The following is a 23,540-nucleotide window of genomic DNA, read 5'->3' as shown; positions in this document are numbered from 1 at the left end:
AGGGGGCCACCGCGAGCGGTGGCCCCCTTCCTCGTCCGTGATCAGCGCTCGGTGAGCCGGTCCTGCAGGTCCTGCACCAGCTTGTTCCACTTGGCCGCCTCGTCGGCGAACGGCGGGCTCGGCGCCAGGCGGGTCGGGTCCGGGGCCAGGATGAAGCTGACCAGCCAGCCCAGCGACTCGGACTGGTTGAGCGCCTCGGCGACCGACTCGTCGCCCGCCCAGTCGGCCGCGTCGGTGAGCAGCTCGACGGCCAGGTCCAGCTGCACCGGGTCGACCGCGTCGACGCCGTCGCCGAGGTCGTCGCCCAGTCCCTCCAGGACGTAGGTGTTGTCCGCGTCGACGGTGATCTCCAGGCTGCCGTCGGTCGCCTTGATCGCGACCTCGTCCCAGGTGGAGACCTCGGTGAGGTCGTTGTCGGTCAGGTCGGTGGTGGCCAGCAGCTTGGCCAGCCCGCGCGCCGAGGTGGCCACGCCGATCTTGCCCTCGCTGCCGAGGAACACCGGCTCGTCGTCGAGGTAGCAGCGCAGCGTGTAGTACTCGCTGCCGCCGGTGATGATCTTGATCGGGTCGATCCCGACCTCGCCCCAGAAGCCCACCGGCGCGGCCTCGGCCTCGGTCTCGGCGGTGTCGACCGGCTCGATGTCCTCGCCGTCGGCGGCCTCCTCGGCCTCAGCGGCCTCGGCGTGGAACGCGGCGAGCTCCTCGGCGCTCTTCTCCAGCGCGGTCTCGTCCACGTCCGGGACGGTCACCACCGAGTCCAGCGCGTCGAGCACCTCGTCCCAGCGCTCGGAGATGGTCTCGGCCATGTCCGTCCACAACCGCTCGCCGTCGCGGCCGGTGAACGGGAAGGTGCCCTGCTCGAGCACGGCGAACCCGTCGGCGGAGTTGAGCACCTCGTGCACCTCGTCGAGCTCGCACACGTCGGCGAGGGCGCGCACGATCCCGACGATGTCGGCGAGCTCGCCGACGGTCCACGTGTCGGGCTCCTCCGCGACCAGCTCCGGCACGCCGACCAGGTCGAACTGGTGGTCCTCGTCGGGCATCAGCTCGGCCACCGACAGCGCGGGCACCAGGTGCCACGCCGGGTGGTCGGACAGGTCGTGCTCGCTGGTGGTGCGCACGAACGCCGCCAGGTGCGCGGCGTCCGGGAAGGCGTAGAGGTCGTCCTCGTGGCCGAGGAACGCCTCCCACTCCTCACCGTCTTCCCGCCACCGCGGCGCCCACAGCGTGACGACGTCACCCTGCGGCAGCCCCAGCTCGATCGGGACGATGTCCTGGGCCATTGGAGGTCCTCCTGGTCGCGCAGCCATCGGCGTACGGTGCGCGCGCACACCCGCGCGGCGCGTCGGCAGCCTACGGGGTGCGGATCACCGGTCGGAACGTAGGGAGGACAGGTCGAACGCGAGCGGGTCGTCCGGGTCGAAGCCGTCGTCCGCCCCGGCCCGCCCGCGCCCGTCGTCGGCCCGTCCGGCCGCCGTCGTCGCCCCGCTCGGCGCCACCTGCCCGGCTGCCGGATGTGCTTGTCCGCCAATGGTTCCCGCACCGGGCGCGGGTTGTCCACCCGGGACGCCGTCCCCCTCGGCCGCCGGTGCGCCCGCCGAGCGCGCGTGCATCCGCTCGTCGCGTCTGCGCTGGAACTCCTCGGCGGTGATCCCCGGGCGGGTGTCGCGCCTGGCCGGGGCCGCTCGACCGGAGAGCAGCTCGATCGCCTGGGTCATCGAGTCGCCGAGGATCGGGCCCAGCTTGTTGTAGCCCGCCTGGGTGGCCTGGGCCAGCGCCGCGTCGGCCACCGCGACGATGAGCGCGCCGAGCCGCTGCGGCCCCCAGCGCACCGCGTCCTGGCGCAGCCACAGGTCCAGCAGCTTCCCGCGACCGTCCACGGTGACCCGCACGCTGCCGTGCTCGTCGTAGGCGGTGCCCCGGACCGCGGCCAGGACCGCGTCCACCCCCGCCATCGCCTCCTGGCGGGCGCGGCCGTCCTCGATCAGCTGCCGGGTGCTGCGCTCCACCGGGTCGCGTCCGGTCATCGGCGCGGCCGCCTCGGCGGGCCGAGCGGGCTCTCGAACACGGTGTCCGCGACGTCCTCGACGTCGTGGTCGATCGGTTCGTACCCCAGCGAGGTCAGGTGCTTCTCCCCGTCGGGCCCCAGCACCGGCGCCAGCGCCTGGTGCATCGCGGCCCCGGCGCGCCGGGTGGCCTGCTCGGCGAGCGCCATGATCCGGGCCGCCAGCTGCTCGGCGCCGCCCGCGAGGGCGGCCGGGGTGAGCTGCACCTGCGACAGCTGCCCACCCGGCCGGACCTCGACGCCGACGGCGCCGTCGCTGGCCTGACCGGTGATCGGGCCGACCTGGTCCAGCCGCGCCAGCGCCCGCTCCTCGGTCTGGCGCACGCGGCGGTCGACCGCGTCCAGCTCGTAGTCGATGTCGATCTCCACAGGACTCCCGTCAGCCGGTCGGGCGGTAGAAGCCCACGAACGGCATCCCCGAGTTGGTGGTGCGCAGCGGCCCCACCTGCACCGGGTCGCCCGCCTCGACGATCTGGCCCTCGCCGATGTACATCGCCACGTGGCCCTCCCAGCACACCAGGTCGCCGGGCAGCAGCTGGTCGGCGGAGGGCACCTCGGCGCCGATGTCCTGCTCGCGGGAGGTCCGCGGGATGTCCAAGCCGCCCTCGCCGTAGGCGTACTGGGTCAGGCCGCTGCAGTCGAGGCCCACGCCGGGAGCCGTGCCGCCCCAGACGTAGGGGACGCCCAGCTGGCTCAGCGCCGCGCGCACGGCCCGGGCCGCGGTCTCGTTCGGGGCCATCACCGTGCTGCCGTCCGGCAGGTTGATCGCCACGCCCGAGCCCGGCTGCGGCGGGATCGCCATCGGCAGCCGCCGCTTGGTGACCCGGCCGCCACCGCCCCCGCCACCTCCGCCGCCCGCGTAGCCGCCACCTCCGCCGCCCCCACCGCCACCGCCGCCCTGGTGCTGGTTGTACGCGGCGGGCGGCGGGGGAGCGGTGACCGGCGCGCTCGCGGGCGAGGTCGCGCCCGCGCCGCCGGTGAGCGTCGTGACGACCCCGGAGAGCTGGGTCATCACCGTCTCGAGGTTCTGCGAGGTGTCGCCGGTGAGCCTGGACGCGTACTGGGCCAGCTCGGTGAGCTTCTGCTGCGCCCCGGCGGGGTCACCGGCGCGGCGTAGCGCTGCCGCCGCCTGCAGCAGCCCGGCGGCGACCCGGTTGAAGTCGTCGATCTGCGCCTGGTTGGTCCGCTGGCCGACCTTGAGGATCGCTGCGGCGTCGTGCACCGCGCGCTGCACCTCGGCGCTGTACTGGCCCAGCTCCGCGCCCGCCGCCCGCTGCGCGACGACGTCCTGCTCGTGGCGGGCCGACCCCTGGCCGGTCCACCCCTCGCGCAGCGACCCGGCGTAGCGGGTGGCGTCGTGGTCGACGGTCGCGAAGGTGGTGCTCATGGCGCCGTGGGCCTGCCCGAGGCGGTCCACGGCGTCGTCGTCGGTGGCCAGGTGGCGCTGGGCGGTCGCGGCGGGCTGGATCATCGGTTCCAGCAGGTCGCGCACGGACGCGGTCACGTGAGCTCACCTGCCGCGCGGCGCACCGCTGCCCCGGAGTCCTGCTCGGTCGCCTCCAGGTTCGTCCAGGTGTTGCGCACCGCGTCCACGGTGCCGCCCAGGCTGTCGGCCAGCCCGCGGGCGCCGTCGAGTTGGCGCTGGGTGGCCGTGCGCAGCGCGTGCGACAGGCCCACCTCGCTGCCGATCTTGGAGAAGGCGTGCTCGTCGAACGCGCCGGGCCCGGCCAAACCGCGCTCGGCCGACTCCCGCAGCTGCTCGGCCAGCGGCCGCACCCCGGTGGTGTACGCCTGGAAGGCGTCCTCCTCGCCCCGGTAACCCGAGGTCACCACCTGTTCGCCAGCGTCGGACTCCCCGCCCATGGCTCTCCCCTCTCCCGCCGCGCACCCGTCCGGCCCGACCCCGCCCGCACTAGGACGTACACCGGACGCGATCGGCTCCCCTGACCGCTGGACCAGGTTAGGACAACGCCGTGGCCCGGCGTGCGAAGTTGTCCACAACCCCGGGGTGGTGGGGGTCGCGGGCGGTATGATGGAGGGGAACACCGAGCCGAGGAGCATGGCGTGGCGTCAGTGCACGATGTGGTGGCCGCCATCCTGGACCGCACCGGTCCGGAGTCGCCGATGAAGCTGCAGAAGCTGCTCTACTACACCCAGGGCTGGCACCTGGGTCTCACCGGCGAACCGCTGTTCCCCAACCGGATCGAGGCGTGGACCGCGGGCCCCGTCGTGCCGGAGGTGTACCTCTGCCACGAGGGCAGCCGGGAGGTCGACGGGTGGCCGGGCGGTGACGGCGGCAGGCTCAGCGAGTCCGACGCCGACCTGGTCAGCACGGTCGTCGACCGCTACGGCAGCTTCGACCGCCACCAGCTCAGCGCGATGACCCACGAGGAAGAACCCTGGCGCTCGGCGCGGGGGGACCTGCCCGACACCGCCCCCAGCACGGCCCGGTTGTCCGAGGCGGTGATGGCCCGCTTCTTCGGCAGGATGATCACCGATCCGGCCACCGCGGTCGCCGAGGCGAAAGCCAGCGCGCACCTCGAGGGCCTAGAGGTCTCCGACAGCGCGGTAGCCGCATGTGCTGACGTCGCGAGCGGGGCCATCACCACTGATGAGGCTGTCCAGCGACGGTTGCGCCAACTGCTCAAGACCGCCTGACCGCCGCCCATCGCGCTTAGCCCGACGTACAAGGACGAACCCCGGGTGTTATCCCCGCCGCGCCCTAGTGGGCCGCGCACGTGACCGACCCGTATGTCGACCCCGCCTCCGGGGTCCTGCGCAACATCCACGACTTCACCGACGCCACCGTCCTCGCCGAGGCCGAGCGTGACCTGGCCTTCCTGCGGGACGAGGAGCTCAAGCGCTTCCCGCTGCCGGGTGGCTACGACACAGCCCACCTCCGCGCTTTCCACAAGCACCTCTTCGGGGACGTCTATGCGTGGGCAGGCCAACCGCGCAACGTTGACCTAGCTAGAGGTGGCTCCCCTTTCGCGCACTGGCGGCACGTTGAGCCTGCCTTGGATGACTTGTTCACCAAGCTTCACGCGGAGCGGTTTCTCGGCGGTCTAGAGCTCCCTGACTTCCTTGAGCGGTTCACGTACTTCTTCGCCGAAATCAACGTCGTCCACCCGTTTCGCGAGGGCAATGGTCGGACCCAAAGAGCCTTTTTCCGGCAGTTGGCCCTCTTCGCCGGATGGCGTGTCGACTTCAGCAGGCTTGACCGCGAGCGCTACTTGGTCGGTTGCGTCGCCGCCATGGTCGGCGAGTTGGACACCCTGGCCGACCAGTTCGCGTTAGCGCTCGTGGGCAAGGCGTAGAGATGCCCGTGCCCCGGCAGTGGGGACCACCGCCGGGGCACGGGTTCCTCGGCACAGGGCTACCGAGGCTGGTAGAGCGGGTTTAGCCGACGCGCCAGAGGGCGGGCACGTTCGGCGGCTCCCAGCCGGGCTGGGCCTGGTGGCCCTGCAGGCAGGTGTAGCTGCTGCCGCCGTAGGTGACCTTGGCGCCCGCGGCGTAGTTGGTACCCGCCGCCCACGAGCCACCGGGGGAACCGGTCGTCGTCGTGGTGGTGGTCGGGTTGGTGGTCGTCGAGTTGGTCGGGCGCGTGGTGGTCGTGGTGGGGCGGGTGGTGGTGGTCGGCCCGGTGACGTTGAGGACGAAGTCGAACGACGCCTCCTTGCCGCTGCCCACGGTGCGGACGTTCATCAGCAGTCGCGGGTCGTAGATGGTGTCGGTGTTGTTGCGCGGCTCACCGGGGAAGTACGTCTGCGTGGTGAGGATGCGGCCGCCGGGGTTCTGCACCTTCATGTGGATGTGCCGGGTGCGGCCGGGGTAGAGGCCGGGCACGATCGTGGTGAGGGTGTACTTGCCGGTGGCGTCGGTGTACTGGTGGCCGCGGAAGCGGTAGGTGGTGTTGTCGTAGTTGCCGCCGTTGTCGGCCTGCCAGAAGTCCAGCAGCACGTTCGCCAGTGGCTGGCAGTTGCGGCCGAACACGTAGCCGGTGACGGTCAGCGGGGTGCCGGGGTAGCCCGGCTCGATCAGCGAGGTGCGCTGCGGTGAACCCGGCTTGAAGTACGGACCCTCGGTCTGCGCGATCGTCGGCGCGTCGCCGTCGCTGCAGTCGGGGGTCAGTTCGAGCAGGGTGCCGTTCGCGGCCTCTTCGGCCTTGGTGCGGGCGAGCGCGGGAACACCGACCAGCGCGATAGGTGCGGCCACACCGGCGGCCAGCGCGGCGCGCAGCACCGCCTTGCGGCTGATGCCCTTGTCAGCTGATGGCTGTACCTCGTTCGAACCTTCATCGCCGTGCAGGGGCGCGTCCATGCCTAGCTCCTTTTGGTGGGGAGGCCGGGGAATGAACACGAACCTACGTTCGGGAATCGGTGGCGACGATGGACTCAATCGGTCGGACGTGGTGAATCTCAGGGTGGCTGTTACCACTGTGGACGCCATTCACACGTTCGTCATTCACGTCCCGGCCGCGGGGCCGACTCGCCGCGTCTGCGGAAATCACCGGGGCTGACCCCGGCCTCGCGGCGGAAAAAGCGACAAAAATACGCCGCGTCGGCGAAACCGATCCGCCCGGCGACCTGCCGGACGGTCAGGTCGGTGCGCGCCAGCAACCGTTTCGCCTCCGCCGCCCGCGCCTGTCTGACCAGCTCCGACGGGGTGCGCCCGGTCGCCGCCTTGACCGCCTCGGTGAGGTAGCCCGGTGTCACGCCGATGTGTTCTGCATACGCCCGCACCGACCACAGGTCAAGGTCCACCCGGCTGGTCAGCCTGCTGAACTCGTCGGCGACCGACCCGGCCCGCGGCGGCACCTGCGGCGCGGCTGGCGGGGTCAGCGGCAGCCTGCCCGCGCGCACGACCAGCACGTGCAGCAGGGCCCGCAGCACCGTGTGGCCGTCCTCGGCGCCGCGCTGGAACTCCGCCGCGAGCTCCTCCACCAGCCGGGTCGTGCTGGCGTCCTCCTCGGCGCTCAGCGTCGTCCACGGCCGCTCGCCGAGCCTGCGCAGCCGGTCGCGGTCGGCCGGGTGGTCGAGCAGGAAGTCGTCGGTGAACAGGACCACCGATCCGCGCAGCTCGCGCAGGTCCTCCCAGTGGTGCACCTGACCGGGGTTGATCACGCACAGGTGCGGCGGGCGCAGCGGCAGCCGCGCCAGGTCCAGCACGTGGGTGCCGGTGCCGCCGGTGATGTGCACGATCTCGTAGAAGGTGTGCCGGTGCGGGAACGTCGCCCGCGACAGCGGTCCGACCTGCTCGAAGGTGCCGACCACGAACGGCAGCGCGGTCGGCGCGGAGATCTCCAGGCGGTGCATGGGCAGCTCACCGCCGCGCGGTGCCCTGCTCGGCGTGCCAGGTAAGACGGTGCTACCGCGCATGTCCCGATCCCCTCGCTACCCGGACAAAAGGTCCAGACCAATGAATCGCGAGGTCCACGATGGCACGCCGTACGCCGGCGGCAAACAGGACGGGGCATCCCAACCTGGACTAGACCCCCGTGGGATGCCAGACGGTCTTCGTCTCCACCAGCGCCCGCAGCCGCTTGATGTCGGGCCGCTCGGTCCAGTCCGGCTCGGCCGACGGCGCCCGCAGCACCCGCTTCACCGTGCCCGCCGCGGCCTTCTCCAGGTCGGTCCGCAGCTCGCCGGGCGCACCGGTGAGGTCGAGCGCGTTGACGTCGGCGTGCGCGGCCAGCCACGGTGCCAGCTCCGCGGTGTGCCCGGTCAGCAGGTTGACCACACCACCGGGCACGTCCGAGGTCGCCAGCACCTCGGACAGGGTGATCGCGGGCAGCGGCCGGTCCTGGCTGCTCACCACGACCGCGGTCGCGCCGACGGCCAGCACCGGGGCGAGCACGCTGACCAGCCCGAGCAGCGAGGACCTCTGCGGCGCCAGCACCCCGACCACGCCGGTCGGCTCCGGCACCGAGAACGAGAAGTACGGCCCGGCGACCGGGTTCGCCGCGCCCAGCACGGTGGCGATCTTGTCGGTCCACCCGGCGTACCAGACCCAGCGGTCCACCGCGGCGTCCACCAGCGCCTGGGCCCGCCGCGCGGGCACGCCCTCACCGGCGGCGACCTCCTCGGCGAACTGCTCCCGCCTGCCCTCCAGCAGCTCGGCGACCCGGTAGAGCACCTGGCCCCGGTTGTAAGCCGTCGCCCCAGACCACTTGCCGAACGCGCCGCGCGCGGCGACCACGGCCTCGCGCAGGTCCTTGCGCGAGGCCTGGGCCGCGTTTGCCAGGAAGCGGCCCTTGCTGTCGGCGACCGGGTAGGTGCGGCCGGACTCCGAGCGCGGGAACGCCCCGCCCAGGTAGAGCTTGTAGGTCTTGGACACCGTCACGCGATCAGACATCGAGGTACGCCTCCAGCCCGGCCCGGCCGCCCTCGCGACCGAAGCCCGACTCCTGGTAGCCGCCGAACGGGGCGGTCGGGTCGAAGCGGTTGAACGTGTTGGCCCACACCACGCCCGCGCGCAGCCGGTCGGCCATCCACAGGATGCGCGAGCCCTTCTCGGTCCACACGCCAGCGGACAGCCCGTAGGGCGTGTTGTTGGCCTTCGCCAGCGCCTCGTCCGGGGTGCGGAAGGTCAGCACCGACAGCACCGGGCCGAAGATCTCCTCGCGGGCGATCCGCATCGACTGGGTGACGTTGGCGAACACCGTCGGCGCGAAGTAGAAGCCCTTGTCCGGCAGCGGGCACGGGCTCGTCCAGCGCTCGGCGCCCTCCCGCTCACCGGAGGCGACCAGCTCGGTGATCTTGGTGAGCTGCTCGCGCGAGTTGATCGCGCCGACGTCGGTGTTCTTGTCCAGCGGGTCGCCCACGCGCAGGGTGGCGACTCTGGCGTGCAGCTTGGCCAGCAGCTCCTCGGCGATCGACTCCTGCACCAGCAGCCGCGACCCGGCGCAGCACACGTGGCCCTGGTTGAAGAAGATCCCGTTGACGATCCCCTCCACGGCCTGGTCGAGCGGGGCGTCGTCGAAGACGATGTTCGCCGCCTTGCCGCCCAGCTCCAGGGTCAGCTTCTTGCCGGTGCCCGCCAGCGCGGACTGGATGATCTTGCCGACCTCGGTGGAACCGGTGAACGCGACCTTGTCCACGCCCGCGTGGTTGACCAGTTCCGCGCCGACGTCCCCGGCGCCGGGCAGGATGTTGACCACCCCGGGCGGCAGCTCGGCCTGCTGGATGATCTCGGCGAGCACCAGCGCGGTCAGCGGGGTCGTCTCGGCCGGTTTGAGCACCACGGTGTTGCCGCAGGCCAGCGCCGGTGCGATCTTCCACGCCGCCATCAGCAGCGGGAAGTTCCACGGGATCACCTGACCGGCGACACCCAGCGGGCGCGGGTCCGGGCCGTAGCCCGCGTAGTCGAGCTTGTCGGCCCACCCCGCGTGGTAGAAGAAGTGCGCCGCGGCCGTGGGGACGTCGGTGTCGCGCGCTTCCTTGATCGGCTTGCCGTTGTCGAGCGACTCCAGCACGGCCAGCTCACGCGCCCGCTCGGCGATCATCCGGGCGATCCGGAAGATGTACTTGGCCCGCTCGGCGCCGGGCATCCGGCCCCAGGTCTTGTCGTGGGCCCGCCGGGCCGCCTTGACCGCGCGGTCGACATCGGCCGAGCTCGCGGTGCTGACCTCGGCCAGCACCTCCTCGGTGGCCGGGTTGACCGACTTGAGCGGCTCGCCCGCGCCCTCGACGAACTCGCCGTCGACGAACATCCGGTAGCTCGGCTTGAGGTTCGCGATCGCCCGCGACTCGGGCGCCGGTGCGTATTCCCAGTTCACAAGGTCCACCGTCGCCCTCTAGTCAACAGAAAAGTAGTCGGGGCCGCTGTAGTGGCCATCGAGCTGGGTGCGGCGCTGCATGAGCAGGTCGTTGAGCAGGCTGGAGGCGCCGAAGCGGAACAGGTGCGGGGTGAGCCAGGCCGCCCCGGCGACCTCGTGCACAGCGACCAGGTGCCGGATGGCGTCCTTGGTGGTGCGGATGCCGCCCGCTGGTTTGACGCCCCGGTGCTGGCCGGTGACCCCGTGCCAGTCGCGCACGGCCTGCAGCATGAGGTTGGTGACCGGCAGGGTCGCCGCGGGGGAGACCTTGCCGGTGGAGGTCTTGATGAAGTCGCCGCCCGCGAGCAGGGCCAGCCAGGACGCGCGGCGCACGTTGTCGTAGGTGGCCAGCTCGCCGGTCTCCAGGATGACCTTGAGGTGGGTGTCCCCGCAGGCCGCCTTGATGGTGCGGATCTCGTCGAACACCTGCCCGTAGCGGCCGGACAGGAAGGCGCCCCGGTCGATCACCATGTCCACCTCGGTCGCGCCGGACTCGATGGCGAACTCGGTGTCGGTGAGCTTGACCTTGAGGGTCGAGCGGCCGGACGGGAAGGCGGTCGCGACGCTGGCGATGTTGACCCCGCTGCCTGCCAGCGCCTCTTTGGCGGTCGCGACCAGGTCGGGGTAGACGCAGACCGCGGCGACCGGGGGGACGTCGTCGTCGGGTCTGCGGGCCTTGGCGCACAGGGAGCGGACCTTGCCCGGTGTGTCCGCGCCCTCCAGCGTGGTCAGGTCGACCATGCTGATCGCGGTGTCGATGGCCCACAGCTTGCTGGCCTTCTTGATGCTGCGCGTGGCCAACCCGGCACTGCGCTGCTCAAGCCCCACCGCGTCGACCCCGGGCAGACCGTGCAGGAACCGCCGCAGCGACGCCTCGTCCCGGGTGACGTCGGTCAACTCTGTCGTGCCGCCCATGGGGTCGAGTCTAGGGGGTTCTTGGTGGACCTTGGGCGCACGCTGATCGCGAGCACGATGAGCCAGACCGTGTAGAGGATGTACCCGATGAAGTTGGCCATGTCTGTGCCAGGCACGCCCAACGGGATGAGGACACCGAGCGCGACAAGGCCCGCGGCAGGGTAAGCGAGGAACTTGAGGCCGTAGTAGTGCGCGACTCGGACGGTCCAGATTGCGGTAAGGGCGTAGCCGAGGGTTTCGCCGATGACGGTACCGAGCACAGTGGACAGTGTCTTGAACGTGTCGGGGTCATCGATGAACGGGACGATCAGCGGCCACCGCAGGAGTCCGATGACCTGGACCAGGGCCGCCGCGGTGCCGAGGGCGATGAGGTCGGGCTTGTTCATCTTCCTCGAGATGGGGATGAGCAGGGCGGCGCTGGCGGCCAGCAGCAAGAAGAGCGCGGACACGGCCAGTTGGTTCTGGTGGAAGGCGTCCAGCGCCTCTTGCGGCGGCTTCGCCAGGACGTCGGGGTAGTCGAAGACCATGCCGAGGCCGATGAAGGCCAGGTTGGCGCCAACCGCGCCCGCGACGAGGAGCAGGGTGAGGAGCATCGGGGTCCCTATCTCTGTACGGTGTGCAATGTTGTCCACTGTACAGTGATCTCCCGTGGACGAGAAGACCCGACCCGGCCCCAAACGCAGCCTGTCCGCCGACCAGATCGTCGACGCCGCCCTAGCCCTCTTCGACGGCGAAGCCCCCTCCATCCGCGGCGTCGCCGCGCGACTGGGGGTGCGGCCGAACACGCTGTACACGTACCTGCCGGACCGGGCAGCGATGGAACGCGCACTCGTCGACCGGTTCCTGGCCATGGCCGACCCGGACCTGCTCACCGGCCGCCGCAGCTGGCGCCGGAGGGTGGAGGACTACGCGTGCGCTTTGCGGGGCGTGCTCCTGAGCCATAGAGGCGCGGCAGCCTTGCTGCACACAGCCCCCATGGACGGCCCCACCTCAGCCCTCGTCGGCGAACGCCTCTTGGCCATATTCGTAGGGGCAGGCCTAACCCCAACCCACGCCGCCCGCTCCACCTACGCGGTAATCGTCCACGTCCTCGGCTCAGCGACTCTCACCGCCGCCGACCTCAACGGCTATACGGAGCAGGACATCGTCACTGCCCGCCTGTCGGTGACCATCGACCCCAACATCCTGCCCCTAACAGCCCAAACCTGGCCTGTCGTGGCAACTTGGAACACAGAGGAGCAATTCCGCTGGTCCCTACGCACCCTGCTCAACGGCTGCGCCGAGACCGCTTAGCAACCCACAGACGGCATCCGCTCGATCGCACCAGGCGCAAAGTCTTCCTAGCGCAACCACGCTTGCCTATCGCCAACTAGAGCGGCCCACGCTCGCCGGCCGGTATTCGCGCGGTGCGAGGGTGCACTGCGCGCAGCCGGTGGACTGGCGCATCTGCTCGCCGCCACGGTGCCACTCAGATACGTCATCGAACTGGTCGCGGCCCAGGACAAGGCTCGCGATTGTGGCCGTTGTGATGTTTGTCGGCTCACTGTCGTGGCGCGCGGGATTCTCGACGAACTCATCCCAGGTGGGCCACCTGGCCATCGAACGCTGGGGTCGAAGCATCGGCAGGTGCGCCACCCCACGGAGGTGAGCTGTCCACAAGGGCGGTCAGCCCTCTTCGATTTCCTTCTGCTTCTTGTTCTTCGGCTTCTTAGGTGGCCGAACGTCCACGCCGCCCATGATGGCCATGCCGGTGATGCGGACGATGGGGCTGCCGGGGGGACCTTGGGTGCGGATGGAGTTGCCGAAGCCGCCCATGAAGCCGGAGCCGGTTACGTAGACGGTGACGTCCGGGGGGACGGTGATCTCGATGCCGCCCATGAGGGCGAAGGCCTGGATGGTGGTCTCCTGGGCCTCGAACGTCGCGTACGTGAGGTCGATCTCCACACCGCCCATCAGGGCGAAAGCGTTGAAGGTCGGCGGGATCGTCCACGGGCCCTTGCGCTCGGAGCCGGACATGATCGCGACCGCGCTCGACGAGGTGCCGCGGCCGCCCACGCGGGTGGGGTGGGTGGACGGGGCCGGTTGCGGGAGGGGCGACTGGTAGGCGACCAGCTGCTGGTTGGGCAGGTCGCGGACCAGGGGCTCCAGCTCCCCGAACGTCCTGGCGGCGTAGACGTGGTCGAGGCGTTCTTCGAGTTCGGTGACGGTGAGTCTGCCCTCGGCCATGGCGTCGTGCAGGACCTTGGCGAATCGCTCCCGGTCGGCGTTGGACGCGCGCATCTCTTGCGGTCCGGGCAGGTGCGGTTGCTCACTCACGGAGACGAGGGTAGCGCCACCCACCCCCGATAGGGGCACGCCGCCACCAGCGAATAAGCGGACCGGTCTACCGTGTCCGGCCATGGACGTGCTCACCGTCGACCACCCGCTGGCCAAGGCCAGGCTCACCGTCATGCGCGACGCGCGGACCGACAGCGCCACCTTCCGGGCCGCGCTGCACGAGCTGACCGTGATGCTGACCTACGAGGCCACCCGGCACGCGCCGCTGCGCACCGAGCGCATCCACACCCCGGTCGCCCGCACCGACGGCTTCTGGCTGGCGAACCCGCCGCTGCTGGTGCCGGTCCTGCGCGCCGGGCTCGGCATGGCCGACCAGGCGCACAAGCTCATCCCCGACGCCCAGATGGGCTTCGTCGGCCTCGCCCGCGACGAGCACACCCTCAAGCCGACCCCGTACATGGAGTCGCTGCCCGAGGACCTCTCCGACCGCCCGGTCTTCGTCCTCGACCCGATGCTCGCCACCGGCGGCTCAATGGTCCACACCATCCGCCTGCTCACCGACCGCGGCGCCACTGACGTCACCGCCATCTGCGCCCTCGCCGCCCCCGAGGGCATCGAGCACCTCGCCGCAGCCAACCTGCCCGTCCGCCTGGTCACCGCCAGCATCGACGAACGCCTCAACGACTCCGGCTTCATCGTCCCCGGCCTCGGCGACGCGGGCGACCGCCAGTACGGCGCGGTCTAGACCAGCCCCCACCGCCCTCGACCCGATTCCGGAGGCCCTCCCCGCTGGCCCCGCCCCCCACCACACCACGGGGGGCGTCCCCGGTGCCAGTCTACCCGGTCCCTGGGGCGCGGCGGGGGTTCGCGAAAAGCTGTGGATAGCCGGGGAGGTTGTGGATAACGGCCACCTGGGCAACACGGGCGCGGGTCGAGAAGGTTCACCCAGAAGCGCGGTTCAACCAACCAGCGGTGTTGGCGCGCAGCGAGCGCTCGTAGGTCGCGGCCACGTCCATGCCCGGGGGTAGGTTCCCCAGCAGTTCCAGCGACACCAGTCCGTGGACGATTCCCCAGCACCCCACCGCCATCGTGCCGCCGGAGTCGAGGAACACGCCCGTCTCCACCCCGGCCGCGATCACCTCTAGCAACGGTGCGAGAGCAGCGCGGGAGTGCGAGGTGGCCTCATCGTCTGGTTCGAAGCCTGGGATCGCCCCGCCGAACATCACTCCGTACAGGTGCGGGTCGGCAAGCGCGCTTTCGCGATAGGCCACCCCCAGTAGTACCAAGTCCTCGGCGGGCCTACCTGTCATAGGTACAGCGCGCAGGCGGGTGCCGAGGCGGTGGAAAGCCTCTACGTAGAGCTCTCGGACCAAGCCTGGTTTACCGCCGAAGAGGGAGTAGACGGCGGTGGTTGAGGTGCCCGCGTCGGCGGCTAGGCGGCGCAGGCTGAGGGCGGTGGCACCTTCGGCGGCGATGAGTTCACCCGCGCGGTCGAGCAGGCGGACTCGGAGCGCCTCGTCGTGTGTCCTGGGTCTGGGCACCGGAGGAGTCTAGCGTTCCATAACACTGTCACGGGACGCTGTCGCGAGTGGTACCACGGTGGTACCATGGCCAACCATGGCGATGACCTTGCGGTTGACCGAGGAAGACAACGCCAGGCTGGACGAGTTGGCCGAGGTCGAGGGCCGCTCCAAGCAGGAGGTCCTGCGCCTGGCGCTGGCCGACCGGTGGGCCAGGTTGCACAAGCAGGAGCAGCTCGACGAGGTGCTCGGCCGGGTGCTGCCGCGCTACCGCGGCCTGCTCGACCGGATGGACCCCGTGTGATCATCTCCGGGTGACCGCCTACCTCGACGCCAGTGACCTGTTGGTGCTCGCCGCCGCCGTGACCGGGGGTGACCTGGTGGTGCGCGACCTCGGGCTGCTCGACTCCGCGGCGCACCGGCCCCAGGCCACCGTGCTCGGCGTCGAGGCCTACGACACGCTCTGGCTCAAGGCGGCCGCGCTGCTGGACTCGGTGGTGCGCAGCCGCCCGCTCGCCCAGGGCAACTGGCGGTTGGGCTGGGTCGCCGCGGTCACGATGTGCGACCTCAACGGCTGGTGGATCGACGCCGAGACCGACGCGGCGCTGGAGTTGGTGCGCGAGGTCGGCCGGGGCGCGGTCGAGGTGCCGAAAATGGCCGCGCACCTGCGGGCGTGGGCGCTGCCGAAGTCCTGAGCACGCGGAATACCGGTGAACCGGGTTGACCTGGAGTGCACTCCAGCTTCTACGGTCGTCGGGTGACGTACGCGATCGCCGAGGCCGCCCACCGCAGTGGGCTCTCGATCGACACCCTCCGCTACTACGAGCGCATCGAGCTCATCGACCCGCCCGCGCGCGACTCCGGTGGCAGGCGCGCCTACTCCGATGACGACCTGGCCTGGCTGGTCTTCCTGACCCGGCTGCGCACCACGGGCATGCCGATCAAGCTCATGCGCGAGTACGCCCGGCTCCGCCACCAGGGCGTCGCCACCTTCGGCCAGCGCAAACGCATCCTCGAGCGGCACCGCCAGGACGTCCGCACGCGCATCGACGAGCTGCGCTCCTGCCTGGGCGTGCTGGACTACAAGATCGACAACTACGAGCGGTGCATCGGCGCCGAGCACATCCAGGAGGCCTCGGCATGAGCATCCCCACCCGCGCGCTCGGCGCGTTGACCGTCAGCGCGCAGGGCCTGGGCTGCATGGGCATGAGCCAGGGCTACGGCGTCGGCGACGAGACCGAGTCCATCGCCACCGTCCACCGGGCCCTCGAGCTGGGCGTGACCCTGCTCGACACGGCGAACGTCTACGGCGACGGCGCCAACGAGGACCTGGTCGGCCGGGCCATCCGGGGCCGCCGCGACCAGGTCGTGCTCGCCACCAAGTTCGGCATCGCCGGTCGCGGCCCCGACGGCCCCGCCGTGCGCGGTGACGCCGCCTACGTCCGCGAGCAGGTCGAGGCGTCGCTGCGCAGGCTCGGCGTGGACCACATCGACCTGTACTACCAGCACCGGGTCGACCCGGACACCCCGATCGAGGAGACCGTGGGTGCCATGGCCGAACTGGTCGCCGAGGGCAAGGTCGGCCACCTGGGCCTGTCGGAGGCGGGCGCGGCCACCATCCGCCGCGCGCACGCCGTGCACCCGATCGCCGCGCTGCAGAGCGAGTGGTCCCTGTGGACCCGCGACATCGAGGCCGAGATCCTGCCGACCTGCCGGGAACTGGGCATCGGCGTGGTGCCGTTCTCCCCGCTCGGCCGCGGCCTGTTCACCGGCAAGCTCACCGCCGAGCAGATCGGCGCGGGCGACATGCGCGCGGGCCTGCCCCGGTTCAACGCCGACAACCTCGACCGCAACCAGGCCGTCGTCGCCGCCATCGCCGCGCTCGCGGCCGACCGCGGCGTGACCCCCGGTCAGCTGGCGCTCGCCTGGGTGCAGGCCCAGGGCGCCGACGTGGTCCCCATCCCCGGCACCAAGCGGCGGACCTACCTCGAGGAGAACGTCGCCGCCCCCACCATCGAACTGTCCGAAGCCGACATCGCCGCCATCGAGGCAGCCGCCCCCGCCGACGCGTTCGCCGGTGCCCGGTACGCCCCCGGCATGATGCGCGCCGTCGGCAGGTAAGGAGATCCACTGTGGACAAGTCCAAGTTGGACAACCGGCGGCTCGGCGGACTGACCGTGGGCGCCCAGGGCCTGGGCTGCATGGGCATGAGCGAGTTCTACGCAGGCCGCGACGACGCCGAGTCGGTGGCGACCATCCACGAGGCGCTCGACCGCGGCGTAACACTGTTTGACACCTCGGACATGTACGGGCCGCACACCAACGAGGAGCTCGTGGGCCGTGCGATCGCGGACCGGCGCGACCAGGTTGTGCTGGCCACGAAGTTCGCCATCGTCCGCGACCCGGCGAACCCGGCCCAGCGCACCGTGCGTGGCGACGCCGCCTACGTGAAGCAGGCCTGCGAGGGGTCCTTGCGCCGCCTCGGGGTGGACCACATCGACCTGTACTACCAGCACCGGGTCGACCCGAACACGCCGATCGAGGAGACCGTCGGCGCGCTGGCCGAGCTGGTCGCCGAGGGCAAGGTCCGGCACATCGGGCTGTCCGAGGCGGGCGCCTCGACCCTGCGCCGGGCCGCGGCGGTGCACCCGATCGCCGCGCTGCAGAGCGAGTGGTCGCTGTGGTCGCGCGACATCGAGGCCGAGATCGTGCCCACCGCGCGGGAACTGGGCATCGGCATCGTGCCGTACTCGCCGCTGGGCCGGGGGTTCCTCACCGGCCGCTACACCTCGGCCGCGGACTTCGGCGATGGCGACTTCCGGGCGGCGATGCAACCGCGCTTCCAGGAGGAGAACCTGCGCAAGAACCTGGCGATCGTCGAGGCGTTGCGCGCCCTGGCCGACGAGCGCGGGGTCACGGCCGGGCAGTTGGCGCTGGCCTGGGTGCACCACCGCGGCGCCGACGTCGCCCCGATCCCGGGGACCAAGCGTCGGACGTACCTGCGGGAGAACCTGGCGGCGCTGGAGATCTCGTTGTCCGAAGAGGACTTGAAGCGGATCGAGGACGCGGTGCCCGCGGGCGCTGTCGCTGGTGAGCGCTACCCGGAAGCGGGGATGCGGGCGATCGCCGGGGAGACCCGGGCCAAAGAGGACTGACGGTCACAGCGGGCGGTTAGAGGTCCACAAAACAAAAAGGAACGGGTTCCGCCGCGGTGGGGGCATCACCGCGGCGGAACGCCGTTCATCTCCGTGGCCACCGAAGGAGGGGCCGGTGGCCACGGATGTCCTCGGTCAGAGACCGCCGGGGGTCGGTCCGCAGATCGCCAGGATGAAGCCCAGCGTGGTGCAGCTGGTCGGGGCGGCGACGTCGTTGGTCGGGTTCGGGTCAGCCGGGACGCTCGCGGTCCGCTGCGCGGTGACCTTGAACGTGCCGATGGTGAACAGCGCCAGCGGCGCGGAGAACGTCTTCACCGTGGACGCGCCGACCGCGAGCGCGCCGACCTGGCAGGTCACCGTGCGACCGGTGACGGAGCAGCCGGGACCGGCGACCGGGGCGAGCGGCGCGGGCAGGGTCGCGGTGACGGTGCCGGAGGTCAGCGCCTGCGGGCCGACGTTCTTGACCGTGATCGCGTACTGCAGCGCGGGCACCAGGATGCCGAACTTCGGCGACGCCTGCAGCGAGACCGCGAGGTCGCTGGCCGGGGGGACCGGCTTGGTGGTGCGGTTGAGCAGCACCGAGATGCCGTCGGCGTAGCGGTTGGTGGTGATCAGGTCCGCGCGGCTGTCGCTGTCGAGGTCCGCGGCGTGCACCTCGGTCGGCGCGGTGCCGGTGCCCAGGGTGGCGGCCTGCTCGAAGGTGCCGTTGCCGTTGTTGAGGACCGTGACGCTGTCCGCGCCGGAGAGCGAGACCGCGAGGTCCGGGTCGCCGTCGAGGTCCAGGTCGGCCACCGCGACGCCGAACGGGTTCGGGCCGATCGGCTTGGCGGTCGGCAGCCCGAAGGTGCCGTCACCGTTGCCGAGCAGGACCGAGACGGTGCCCTGGCCGTAGTCGGCGGTGGTCAGGTCCAGCTTGCCGTCGCGGTTGAAGTCACCCGCGGCGATGTCGATCGGGTTGACGCTGGCCGGGAACGGCAGCGGGAGGCCGAAGGTGCCGTCGCCGTTGCCCTTGAACACGGTGACGGTGCCGGTGAAGAACCCGCCGATCGCGATGTCGGTCTTGGCGTCACCGTTGAAGTCGGCCAGCACGACGCCGCGCGAGTAGCCACCCGCGAGCAGGTCGGTGCCCGCGCCGAGGGTGCCGTCGCCGTTGCCCAAGAGGACGGTGATGCCCTCGGGGCGGCTGATGACGACATCGGCCTTCTTGTCGCCGTTGAGGTCGCCCGCGGCGATGCCCTCGGCGCCCGCGCTCACCGGGAACGCCTGGCGCGGGGCGAAAGTGCCGTCGCCGTTGCCCAGCAGGACCGACACCGAACCGGCGGTGGTGACCGCGACGTCGGCCTTCTTGTCGCCGTTGAAGTCGGCGGTCGCCAGGGCGGTCGGCTCGTCGCCGGGGTAGACGGTGGTGCGCGGGCCGAGCGCGCCAGCGCCGGTGCCCAGCAGCACGGTCAGCTGCCACTCGTAGCGGTCAGCGGTGATCACGTCGGGCTTGCCGTCCCCGTTGAGGTCGGCGTCGATGACCGCCTCCGGGTGGTTGCCGGTCGAGTAGTCCACCCGCGGGGCGAAAGTGATCGGGTTCGCCGCGGCGGCGGGCACCGCGGCCAGGGTCAACGTCGTCGCCACCACGGCGAGGACTCCGAGCGCCCGGGTACGAGCGGTCATGGGTAGGTACCTCCTCAACCGGCTGCTCATCCACGAGCCGCCGTATGACCGCCGCATCGCTGCCGATCGAGCCGCCGTTTCGCCTTTTCCCGGTTACCTCGCTGCGTATTCCGTCCGGTTCGGACAGTTACTGGTCCGGACCAGTGCGACGAGGTGGTCGGGATACCGGGTCACCCCGCAGCTCTCGGTGGGATTACCAGTCCTTCTTGACCGGTTCACCATGAACAACCACGCTCTGAGCAACCCCTGCTGCCCGAATGCGATGGTGACGGAGTCCACATCGCGCGCGTGTTTCCCGTTGCCTGGCGCGGATCAAGCCCCGAGTAGTGCGGCGATCTCGGTGGCGACCGCGTCCAGTCGTTGGGTGGCGACGGTGCGTGCGTTGGGGAGGTCTTCCCTGGTGGCGGCCGGGGCGGAGGTTTCGAGGTATGCCTTGATCTTCGGCTCTGTCCCGGATGGGCGGACGAGGACGCGGACGCCGTCGCCGGTGTAGCGGAGGACGTCTGCCTCTGGGCGTAGGTCTTCGGCGGTCACGGGGATGCCTGCGAAGGAAGCTGGGGGGTTCGCGCGGAGGGCGGACATCAACGCTGGGATTTGGGGCAGGTCTGCCACCCGTAGCGAGACCTGGCGGGTCAGGAATACGCCGTGGGCCAAGGCGAGATCGTCGAGCGCGTCGAGCAACGTCCGCCCGGAAGCGCGCAGGGTCGCTGCCAGGTCGCACAGCAGTACCGCGGCGGAGATGCCGTCCTTGTCGCGGACGTTCACCGGGTCGACGCTGTGGCCGAGGGCTTCTTCGTAGGCGTAGACCAGGCCCTCGCCCGCGCGCATCAGCCACTTGAAGCCGGTCAGGGTGGCCGCGTAGCGGGCGCCGTGGGACTCGGCGATCGACTTCAGCAGCGACGAGGAGACGATCGTGTTGGCGACCAACGGGTTCGGCGTTGAACCGGTGGACAGGATGTGCTCGCCCAGCAGTGCGCCGGTCTCGTCGCCGGTCAGCATCCGCCACGCGCCGTCGCGCACCCCCACCGCGCACCGGTCGGCGTCCGGGTCCAGCGCGATGGCGATGTCGGCATCCACTTCGGACGCCCGGGCCAGCAGCAGGTCCGTCGCCCCCGGTTCTTCCGGGTTGGGGAAGCCGACGGTCGGGAAGTCGGGGTCGGGGACTGACTGCTCCGGTACCAGCGCCAAGTCGGTGAACCCGGCGCCGTGCAACGCCAACGCCAGTGGTCCCGCACCGACCCCGTGCAACGCCGTCGCAGCGACCCGGAGCGTGCGGGCGGTGCCCCGGGGCAGCACGACCACGCTGTCCAGATAGGACTGCAGTAGGTCAACTTCCACCCAGGCGGTGGAAACGGGAACCGACACGGCGGGACCAACCGCGGCGATCGCCGCCTCGATCTGGCGGTCGGCGGGCGGGATGATCTGCGCGCCGCCGTCCACGTACAGCTTGTACCCGTTGTCTGCCGGGGGGTTGTGCGACGCCGTGATCTGCACGCCCGCGACCGCCCCCAGCGACCGCGTCGCGAACGCCAGCACCGGAGTGGGCAGCGCGTGCGGCAACACCCGCACGTCGAACCCGGCCGCCGCCAACACCCCCGCGGCGTCCGAGCAGAACTCCTCGGAGCCGTGCCGCGCGTCCCGGCCGACCACCACGACCCCGCCCGCGTGACCGGCGGCCACCAACCACGCCGCCAGCCCGGCCGTCGTCCGCACGACCACGGACCTGTTCATCCCGTTGGGCCCCGCCCGCACCGGCCCGCGCAGACCGGCCGTACCGAAGGTCAGCGGTCCGGCCATCCGGTCCGCCAACTCCTCGGCGGCTTCCGCCACCCCGCCCATCGCCCGGGCGACGAGCTGCTGCAGCTCCGCGCGCGCGGCGGGGTCGACGTCGTCGGCGATCCAGCGGAAGGCGCGGTCGCGCAGGTCCGGGGTCAGCCGGGTCACGCGCGCACGACCAGCTCGCGCAGCAGCCCGCCCATCCCCTCCGCGGCCTTGCGGCCCGCCTCCAGCACCTCGATGTGGTCGAGCGGTTCCCCGGTGATCCCGGCCGCCAGGTTCGTCACCAGCGAGAGCCCGAACACCTCGACCCCGGCGGCGCGCAGCGCGATCGCCTCCAGCACCGTGGACATCCCGACCAGGCCCGCGCCGAGCACCCGCAGCATGTGGATCTCCGCGGGCGTCTCGAAGTGCGGCCCGGGTAGTCCGGCGTAGACGGCCTCGCGCAGCGTCGGGTCGATCTGCTTGGCGATCGCGCGCAGCCGCGGCGAGTACAGGTCGGTGAGGTCGACGAACTCGGCGCCGACCAGGGGGGAGCGGGCGGTCAGGTTGAGGTGGTCGCTGATCACCACCGGCTGTCCGACCTGGACGCCCTCCATCAGGCAGCCCGCCGCGTTGGTCAGCACGACCGCCTTGACCCCGGCCGCCGCCGCGGTCCGCACCCCGTGCACGGCCCGCGCGACGCCGTGGCCCTCGTACACGTGGGTGCGGCCGAGCAGGACCAGCACCCGCTTGTCGCCGACCACGATGGACCGGATGGTCCCGCCGTGCCCCTGCACGGTCGGGGCGAGGAACCCGGGCAGCTCCGCCATCGGCACCTCGGCCTCCGGCGCGCCGAGCTGCTCGACCGCGGGCCGCCAGCCGGAGCCCAGCACCAGCGCGAGGTCGTGGGTGGGGGCCCCGGTGCGCTCGGCAAGCGCTTTCGCGGCCTCGTCGGCGAAGCGGCGCGGGTCAGTGTCGAAGTCGCTCACGCACCGGAGCCTACGCGGACCCGTCCGTCACGTGCTGGGAATCCCAGGCGCACCAGCAGGTACAGCGGCAGCCCGATCGGCGACAGCAGGATGGTGAACACCAGGACCGGCCCCATCAGCAGCGGGTGCACCCCGCGCGCCCGGCTGTCGAGGTACATCCACCGCCCCACCAGCAGGTCCCACGCCAGCACCTGCGCCCACACGGCGGCGACCGCGTTGTCGTCGCGCAGGAAGTCCAGCCAGAACTCCAGCGTCGGCGCGGTCACCCCGGTCCACAGCTGACCGAACACCGGCACCGCGGCGACCGCCCACACCACCAGCGCGGGCAGCGCGATCCACGGCGACTCGATGATCTTGCGGGTCCACGACCAGGTCGGGGCGAACACCATGAGCGCCCAGAACGGCGCGACGACGTAGAACGCGAGGTTGAACACGGTGCTCATGCGGTGATCCTCTCCTCGACCCTGGCCTTGCCGCGCGCCGACAGCAGGCCGAGCGCCACCCCCGCCGCGATCACGCCGAGCGCGGTCCCGGTGACCCAGTCCGGCGCGAACAGCGGTTGCCCGCGCAGCGCCTGCCAGGTCGTCAGCACGACCACCGCCAGGTAGCCCAGGCTCGCCGTCCAGATGATCCGGACCGAGGTGCTCTCGGCGCGACCGCGGATGGCCAGCGCCAGCAGCGGCAGCAACTGCAGCGCGTGCATGCCGATGAAGTGCCCGATCCGCAGGTCACCGCCGGTGGTGCTCCACCCGGTCAGCGGCATGCCCGGCCCGCCGTCGAGCACGCCGACGCTGTGCGCGCCGACGAAGCCCTCCATCCCGCTGGACGCGGTCGTCATCAGGATCCCCACCGCCATGCCCACCAACGAGATCCCCATGCCGAAGCGGATCGCCAGCAGTTCCGGCGCGGGCGCGAGCCTGCGCGCGGCGATGTAGACGCTGAGCACGAGCGTGCCGAGGAACAGGATTGCCACCGTCGCGCCCATGATGCTGAACAGCATCGAGTCGAACGCCGTTGTCACGTTGAAGTGGCTCTGCCGCCCGCGCACGACCTGGCCGATGATGATCACCATCTCCAGCAGCGACCCGGCGATGATCACCAGCGCGGTGCCGCCGAGGAACCGCGGCCTGCGCTCGGGCAGCGACAGCAACCAGGCCCAGGACAGCCCGAACGCCACGAAGGACAGGCTGAACTTCAGCGGCTTCATCCAGATCGGGGCGCCGAGCAGCTCCCGGTCGTCCACCAGCAGGCCGATCGCCGAGGCGACCGCCGTGAGTGCCATGAGGCCGCTGAAGAGAACTAAGGGTCTGTACCAGGTCCGCATGTCTCGCCCCTCGAACAATGGATAGTAGTGCTGTCTGCTTTCGATAAGTACACTATCCA

General features: G+C 71.2%; 27 protein-coding genes. 9 read left to right on the top strand and 18 right to left on the bottom strand.

Annotated elements, in window-relative coordinates:
• Nucleotides 1-41: 41 nt before the first annotated feature.
• From LV75_RS24310 to LV75_RS24290, 5 genes are all read right to left on the bottom strand, one after another.
• Entirely contained in the window at nucleotides 42-1,283 is a 1,242-nt protein-coding gene (locus tag LV75_RS24310) for a SatS C-terminal domain-containing protein (RefSeq protein ID WP_253889304.1), read from the bottom strand.
• Nucleotides 1,284-1,367: 84 nt separating this feature from the next.
• Nucleotides 1,368-2,027, bottom strand: coding sequence for a YbaB/EbfC family nucleoid-associated protein (locus tag LV75_RS24305; RefSeq protein WP_253889303.1), 660 nt, complete (start codon nucleotides 2,025-2,027; stop codon nucleotides 1,368-1,370).
• Nucleotides 2,024-2,434 carry a YbaB/EbfC family nucleoid-associated protein gene (locus LV75_RS24300; RefSeq protein WP_253889302.1) on the bottom strand — a complete coding sequence of 137 codons (411 nt, stop codon included), beginning with the start codon at nucleotides 2,432-2,434 and terminating at the stop codon, nucleotides 2,024-2,026. The genes LV75_RS24305 and LV75_RS24300 overlap by 4 nt, the downstream gene beginning before the upstream one ends.
• Nucleotides 2,435-2,444: 10 nt before the next feature.
• Entirely contained in the window at nucleotides 2,445-3,569 is a 1,125-nt protein-coding gene (locus LV75_RS24295) for a C40 family peptidase (protein ID WP_253889301.1), read from the bottom strand.
• On the bottom strand, nucleotides 3,566-3,928 hold the full coding sequence (locus LV75_RS24290; RefSeq protein ID WP_253889300.1) for a hypothetical protein: 363 nt from the start codon (nucleotides 3,926-3,928) through the stop codon (nucleotides 3,566-3,568). The genes LV75_RS24295 and LV75_RS24290 overlap by 4 nt, the downstream gene beginning before the upstream one ends.
• Before the next feature lie 201 nt (nucleotides 3,929-4,129).
• Here LV75_RS24290 and LV75_RS24285 point away from each other — a divergent pair, with 201 nt between their 5' ends.
• Entirely contained in the window at nucleotides 4,130-4,723 is a 594-nt protein-coding gene (locus tag LV75_RS24285) for a type II toxin-antitoxin system antitoxin SocA domain-containing protein (RefSeq protein WP_253889299.1), read from the top strand.
• An 80-nt stretch (nucleotides 4,724-4,803) separates the two neighbouring features.
• Entirely contained in the window at nucleotides 4,804-5,382 is a 579-nt protein-coding gene (locus LV75_RS24280; RefSeq protein WP_253889298.1) for a Fic/DOC family protein, read from the top strand.
• Nucleotides 5,383-5,464: 82 nt separating this feature from the next.
• Here LV75_RS24280 and LV75_RS24275 read toward each other — a convergent pair whose 3' ends face one another.
• From LV75_RS24275 to LV75_RS24250, 6 genes are all read right to left on the bottom strand, one after another.
• The gene (locus LV75_RS24275) at nucleotides 5,465-6,385 is read right to left on the bottom strand and encodes a dioxygenase family protein (protein ID WP_253889297.1); all 921 of its coding nucleotides are present in this window, start codon (nucleotides 6,383-6,385) and stop codon (nucleotides 5,465-5,467) included.
• Nucleotides 6,386-6,525: 140 nt separating this feature from the next.
• Nucleotides 6,526-7,443, bottom strand: coding sequence for an AraC family transcriptional regulator (locus tag LV75_RS24270; RefSeq protein ID WP_253889296.1), 918 nt, complete (start codon nucleotides 7,441-7,443; stop codon nucleotides 6,526-6,528).
• A gap of 109 nt (nucleotides 7,444-7,552) precedes the next feature.
• The gene (locus LV75_RS24265; protein ID WP_253889295.1) at nucleotides 7,553-8,419 is read right to left on the bottom strand and encodes an aldehyde dehydrogenase family protein; all 867 of its coding nucleotides are present in this window, start codon (nucleotides 8,417-8,419) and stop codon (nucleotides 7,553-7,555) included.
• Nucleotides 8,412-9,842, bottom strand: a complete 1,431-nt coding sequence (locus LV75_RS24260) for an aldehyde dehydrogenase family protein (RefSeq protein ID WP_372504224.1) — start codon at nucleotides 9,840-9,842, stop codon at nucleotides 8,412-8,414. Before LV75_RS24260 ends, LV75_RS24265 begins: the two co-directional genes overlap by 8 nt.
• Nucleotides 9,843-9,860: 18 nt before the next feature.
• On the bottom strand, nucleotides 9,861-10,796 hold the full coding sequence (deoC, locus tag LV75_RS24255) for a deoxyribose-phosphate aldolase (protein WP_253889293.1): 936 nt from the start codon (nucleotides 10,794-10,796) through the stop codon (nucleotides 9,861-9,863).
• The gene (locus LV75_RS24250; RefSeq protein ID WP_253889292.1) at nucleotides 10,775-11,389 is read right to left on the bottom strand and encodes a DUF4386 domain-containing protein; all 615 of its coding nucleotides are present in this window, start codon (nucleotides 11,387-11,389) and stop codon (nucleotides 10,775-10,777) included. Before LV75_RS24250 ends, deoC begins: the two co-directional genes overlap by 22 nt.
• A 55-nt stretch (nucleotides 11,390-11,444) precedes the next feature.
• Here LV75_RS24250 and LV75_RS24245 point away from each other — a divergent pair, with 55 nt between their 5' ends.
• Nucleotides 11,445-12,089: a TetR/AcrR family transcriptional regulator gene (locus LV75_RS24245; protein ID WP_253889291.1), complete on the top strand. Its 645-nt coding sequence runs from the start codon at nucleotides 11,445-11,447 to the stop codon at nucleotides 12,087-12,089.
• A gap of 372 nt (nucleotides 12,090-12,461) precedes the next feature.
• Here LV75_RS24245 and LV75_RS24240 read toward each other — a convergent pair whose 3' ends face one another.
• A complete protein-coding gene (locus LV75_RS24240) occupies nucleotides 12,462-13,112 on the bottom strand; it encodes a DUF1707 SHOCT-like domain-containing protein (RefSeq protein ID WP_253889290.1) in 651 nt (216 codons plus the stop codon).
• An 82-nt stretch (nucleotides 13,113-13,194) separates the two neighbouring features.
• Between LV75_RS24240 and upp the strand changes: the two genes are divergently transcribed.
• Nucleotides 13,195-13,818 (top strand): uracil phosphoribosyltransferase, encoded by a 624-nt coding sequence (gene upp / locus LV75_RS24235; protein ID WP_253889289.1) that lies wholly within the window; start codon nucleotides 13,195-13,197, stop codon nucleotides 13,816-13,818.
• 196 nt (nucleotides 13,819-14,014) lie between these two features.
• On the opposite strand, the gene LV75_RS24230 is transcribed toward upp, so the two are convergent.
• Complete coding sequence (locus LV75_RS24230; protein ID WP_253889288.1) at nucleotides 14,015-14,614, bottom strand: TetR/AcrR family transcriptional regulator; 600 nt, start codon at nucleotides 14,612-14,614, stop codon at nucleotides 14,015-14,017.
• Between the two features lie 76 nt (nucleotides 14,615-14,690).
• Between LV75_RS24230 and LV75_RS24225 the strand changes: the two genes are divergently transcribed.
• From LV75_RS24225 to LV75_RS24205, 5 genes are all read left to right on the top strand, one after another.
• Complete coding sequence (locus LV75_RS24225; protein ID WP_253889287.1) at nucleotides 14,691-14,897, top strand: ribbon-helix-helix protein, CopG family; 207 nt, start codon at nucleotides 14,691-14,693, stop codon at nucleotides 14,895-14,897.
• A 10-nt stretch (nucleotides 14,898-14,907) separates the two neighbouring features.
• A complete protein-coding gene (locus LV75_RS24220; protein WP_253889286.1) occupies nucleotides 14,908-15,288 on the top strand; it encodes a type II toxin-antitoxin system death-on-curing family toxin in 381 nt (126 codons plus the stop codon).
• 62 nt (nucleotides 15,289-15,350) lie between these two features.
• Entirely contained in the window at nucleotides 15,351-15,737 is a 387-nt protein-coding gene (locus LV75_RS24215; RefSeq protein ID WP_253889285.1) for a MerR family transcriptional regulator, read from the top strand.
• The gene (locus LV75_RS24210) at nucleotides 15,734-16,714 is read left to right on the top strand and encodes an aldo/keto reductase (RefSeq protein ID WP_253889284.1); all 981 of its coding nucleotides are present in this window, start codon (nucleotides 15,734-15,736) and stop codon (nucleotides 16,712-16,714) included. Before LV75_RS24215 ends, LV75_RS24210 begins: the two co-directional genes overlap by 4 nt.
• Nucleotides 16,715-16,794: 80 nt before the next feature.
• Complete coding sequence (locus LV75_RS24205) at nucleotides 16,795-17,748, top strand: aldo/keto reductase (RefSeq protein WP_253889440.1); 954 nt, start codon at nucleotides 16,795-16,797, stop codon at nucleotides 17,746-17,748.
• A 135-nt stretch (nucleotides 17,749-17,883) separates the two neighbouring features.
• Here LV75_RS24205 and LV75_RS24200 read toward each other — a convergent pair whose 3' ends face one another.
• From LV75_RS24200 to LV75_RS24180, 5 genes are all read right to left on the bottom strand, one after another.
• Complete coding sequence (locus LV75_RS24200) at nucleotides 17,884-19,410, bottom strand: FG-GAP-like repeat-containing protein (RefSeq protein WP_253889283.1); 1,527 nt, start codon at nucleotides 19,408-19,410, stop codon at nucleotides 17,884-17,886.
• Between the two features lie 312 nt (nucleotides 19,411-19,722).
• Complete coding sequence (locus LV75_RS24195) at nucleotides 19,723-21,354, bottom strand: phospho-sugar mutase (RefSeq protein WP_253889282.1); 1,632 nt, start codon at nucleotides 21,352-21,354, stop codon at nucleotides 19,723-19,725.
• Nucleotides 21,351-22,157 (bottom strand): purine-nucleoside phosphorylase, encoded by an 807-nt coding sequence (locus LV75_RS24190; protein WP_253889281.1) that lies wholly within the window; start codon nucleotides 22,155-22,157, stop codon nucleotides 21,351-21,353. Before LV75_RS24190 ends, LV75_RS24195 begins: the two co-directional genes overlap by 4 nt.
• Nucleotides 22,154-22,600, bottom strand: a complete 447-nt coding sequence (locus tag LV75_RS24185; protein WP_253889280.1) for an ABA4-like family protein — start codon at nucleotides 22,598-22,600, stop codon at nucleotides 22,154-22,156. The genes LV75_RS24190 and LV75_RS24185 overlap by 4 nt, the downstream gene beginning before the upstream one ends.
• Complete coding sequence (locus tag LV75_RS24180) at nucleotides 22,597-23,439, bottom strand: hypothetical protein (RefSeq protein ID WP_253889279.1); 843 nt, start codon at nucleotides 23,437-23,439, stop codon at nucleotides 22,597-22,599. Before LV75_RS24180 ends, LV75_RS24185 begins: the two co-directional genes overlap by 4 nt.
• Between the last annotated feature and the right edge of the window lie 101 nt (nucleotides 23,440-23,540).

It is taken from the genome of Actinokineospora diospyrosa (assembly GCF_024171925.1).
In the GTDB taxonomy this organism is placed as follows: domain Bacteria; phylum Actinomycetota; class Actinomycetes; order Mycobacteriales; family Pseudonocardiaceae; genus Actinokineospora; species Actinokineospora diospyrosa.
Note: the sequence above shows the minus strand (reverse complement) of the source record. Positions and strands in the feature narration are given on the sequence as shown.

Coding starts and splice junctions, on each gene's coding strand:
- LV75_RS24310 (WP_253889304.1), bottom strand. CDS start 1,283: ATGGCCCAGGACATCGTCCCGATCGAGCTGGGGCTGCCGCAGGGTGAC.
- LV75_RS24305 (WP_253889303.1), bottom strand. CDS start 2,027: ATGACCGGACGCGACCCGGTGGAGCGCAGCACCCGGCAGCTGATCGAG.
- LV75_RS24290 (WP_253889300.1), bottom strand. CDS start 3,928: ATGGGCGGGGAGTCCGACGCTGGCGAACAGGTGGTGACCTCGGGTTAC.
- LV75_RS24275 (WP_253889297.1), bottom strand. CDS start 6,385: ATGGACGCGCCCCTGCACGGCGATGAAGGTTCGAACGAGGTACAGCCA.
- LV75_RS24270 (WP_253889296.1), bottom strand. CDS start 7,443: ATGCGCGGTAGCACCGTCTTACCTGGCACGCCGAGCAGGGCACCGCGC.
- LV75_RS24265 (WP_253889295.1), bottom strand. CDS start 8,419: ATGTCTGATCGCGTGACGGTGTCCAAGACCTACAAGCTCTACCTGGGC.
- deoC (WP_253889293.1), bottom strand. CDS start 10,796: ATGGGCGGCACGACAGAGTTGACCGACGTCACCCGGGACGAGGCGTCG.
- LV75_RS24250 (WP_253889292.1), bottom strand. CDS start 11,389: ATGCTCCTCACCCTGCTCCTCGTCGCGGGCGCGGTTGGCGCCAACCTG.
- upp (WP_253889289.1), top strand. CDS start 13,195: ATGGACGTGCTCACCGTCGACCACCCGCTGGCCAAGGCCAGGCTCACC.
- LV75_RS24225 (WP_253889287.1), top strand. CDS start 14,691: ATGGCGATGACCTTGCGGTTGACCGAGGAAGACAACGCCAGGCTGGAC.
- LV75_RS24210 (WP_253889284.1), top strand. CDS start 15,734: ATGAGCATCCCCACCCGCGCGCTCGGCGCGTTGACCGTCAGCGCGCAG.
- LV75_RS24205 (WP_253889440.1), top strand. CDS start 16,795: ATGGGCATGAGCGAGTTCTACGCAGGCCGCGACGACGCCGAGTCGGTG.
- LV75_RS24200 (WP_253889283.1), bottom strand. CDS start 19,410: ATGACCGCTCGTACCCGGGCGCTCGGAGTCCTCGCCGTGGTGGCGACG.
- LV75_RS24185 (WP_253889280.1), bottom strand. CDS start 22,600: ATGAGCACCGTGTTCAACCTCGCGTTCTACGTCGTCGCGCCGTTCTGG.
- LV75_RS24180 (WP_253889279.1), bottom strand. CDS start 23,439: ATGGCACTCACGGCGGTCGCCTCGGCGATCGGCCTGCTGGTGGACGAC.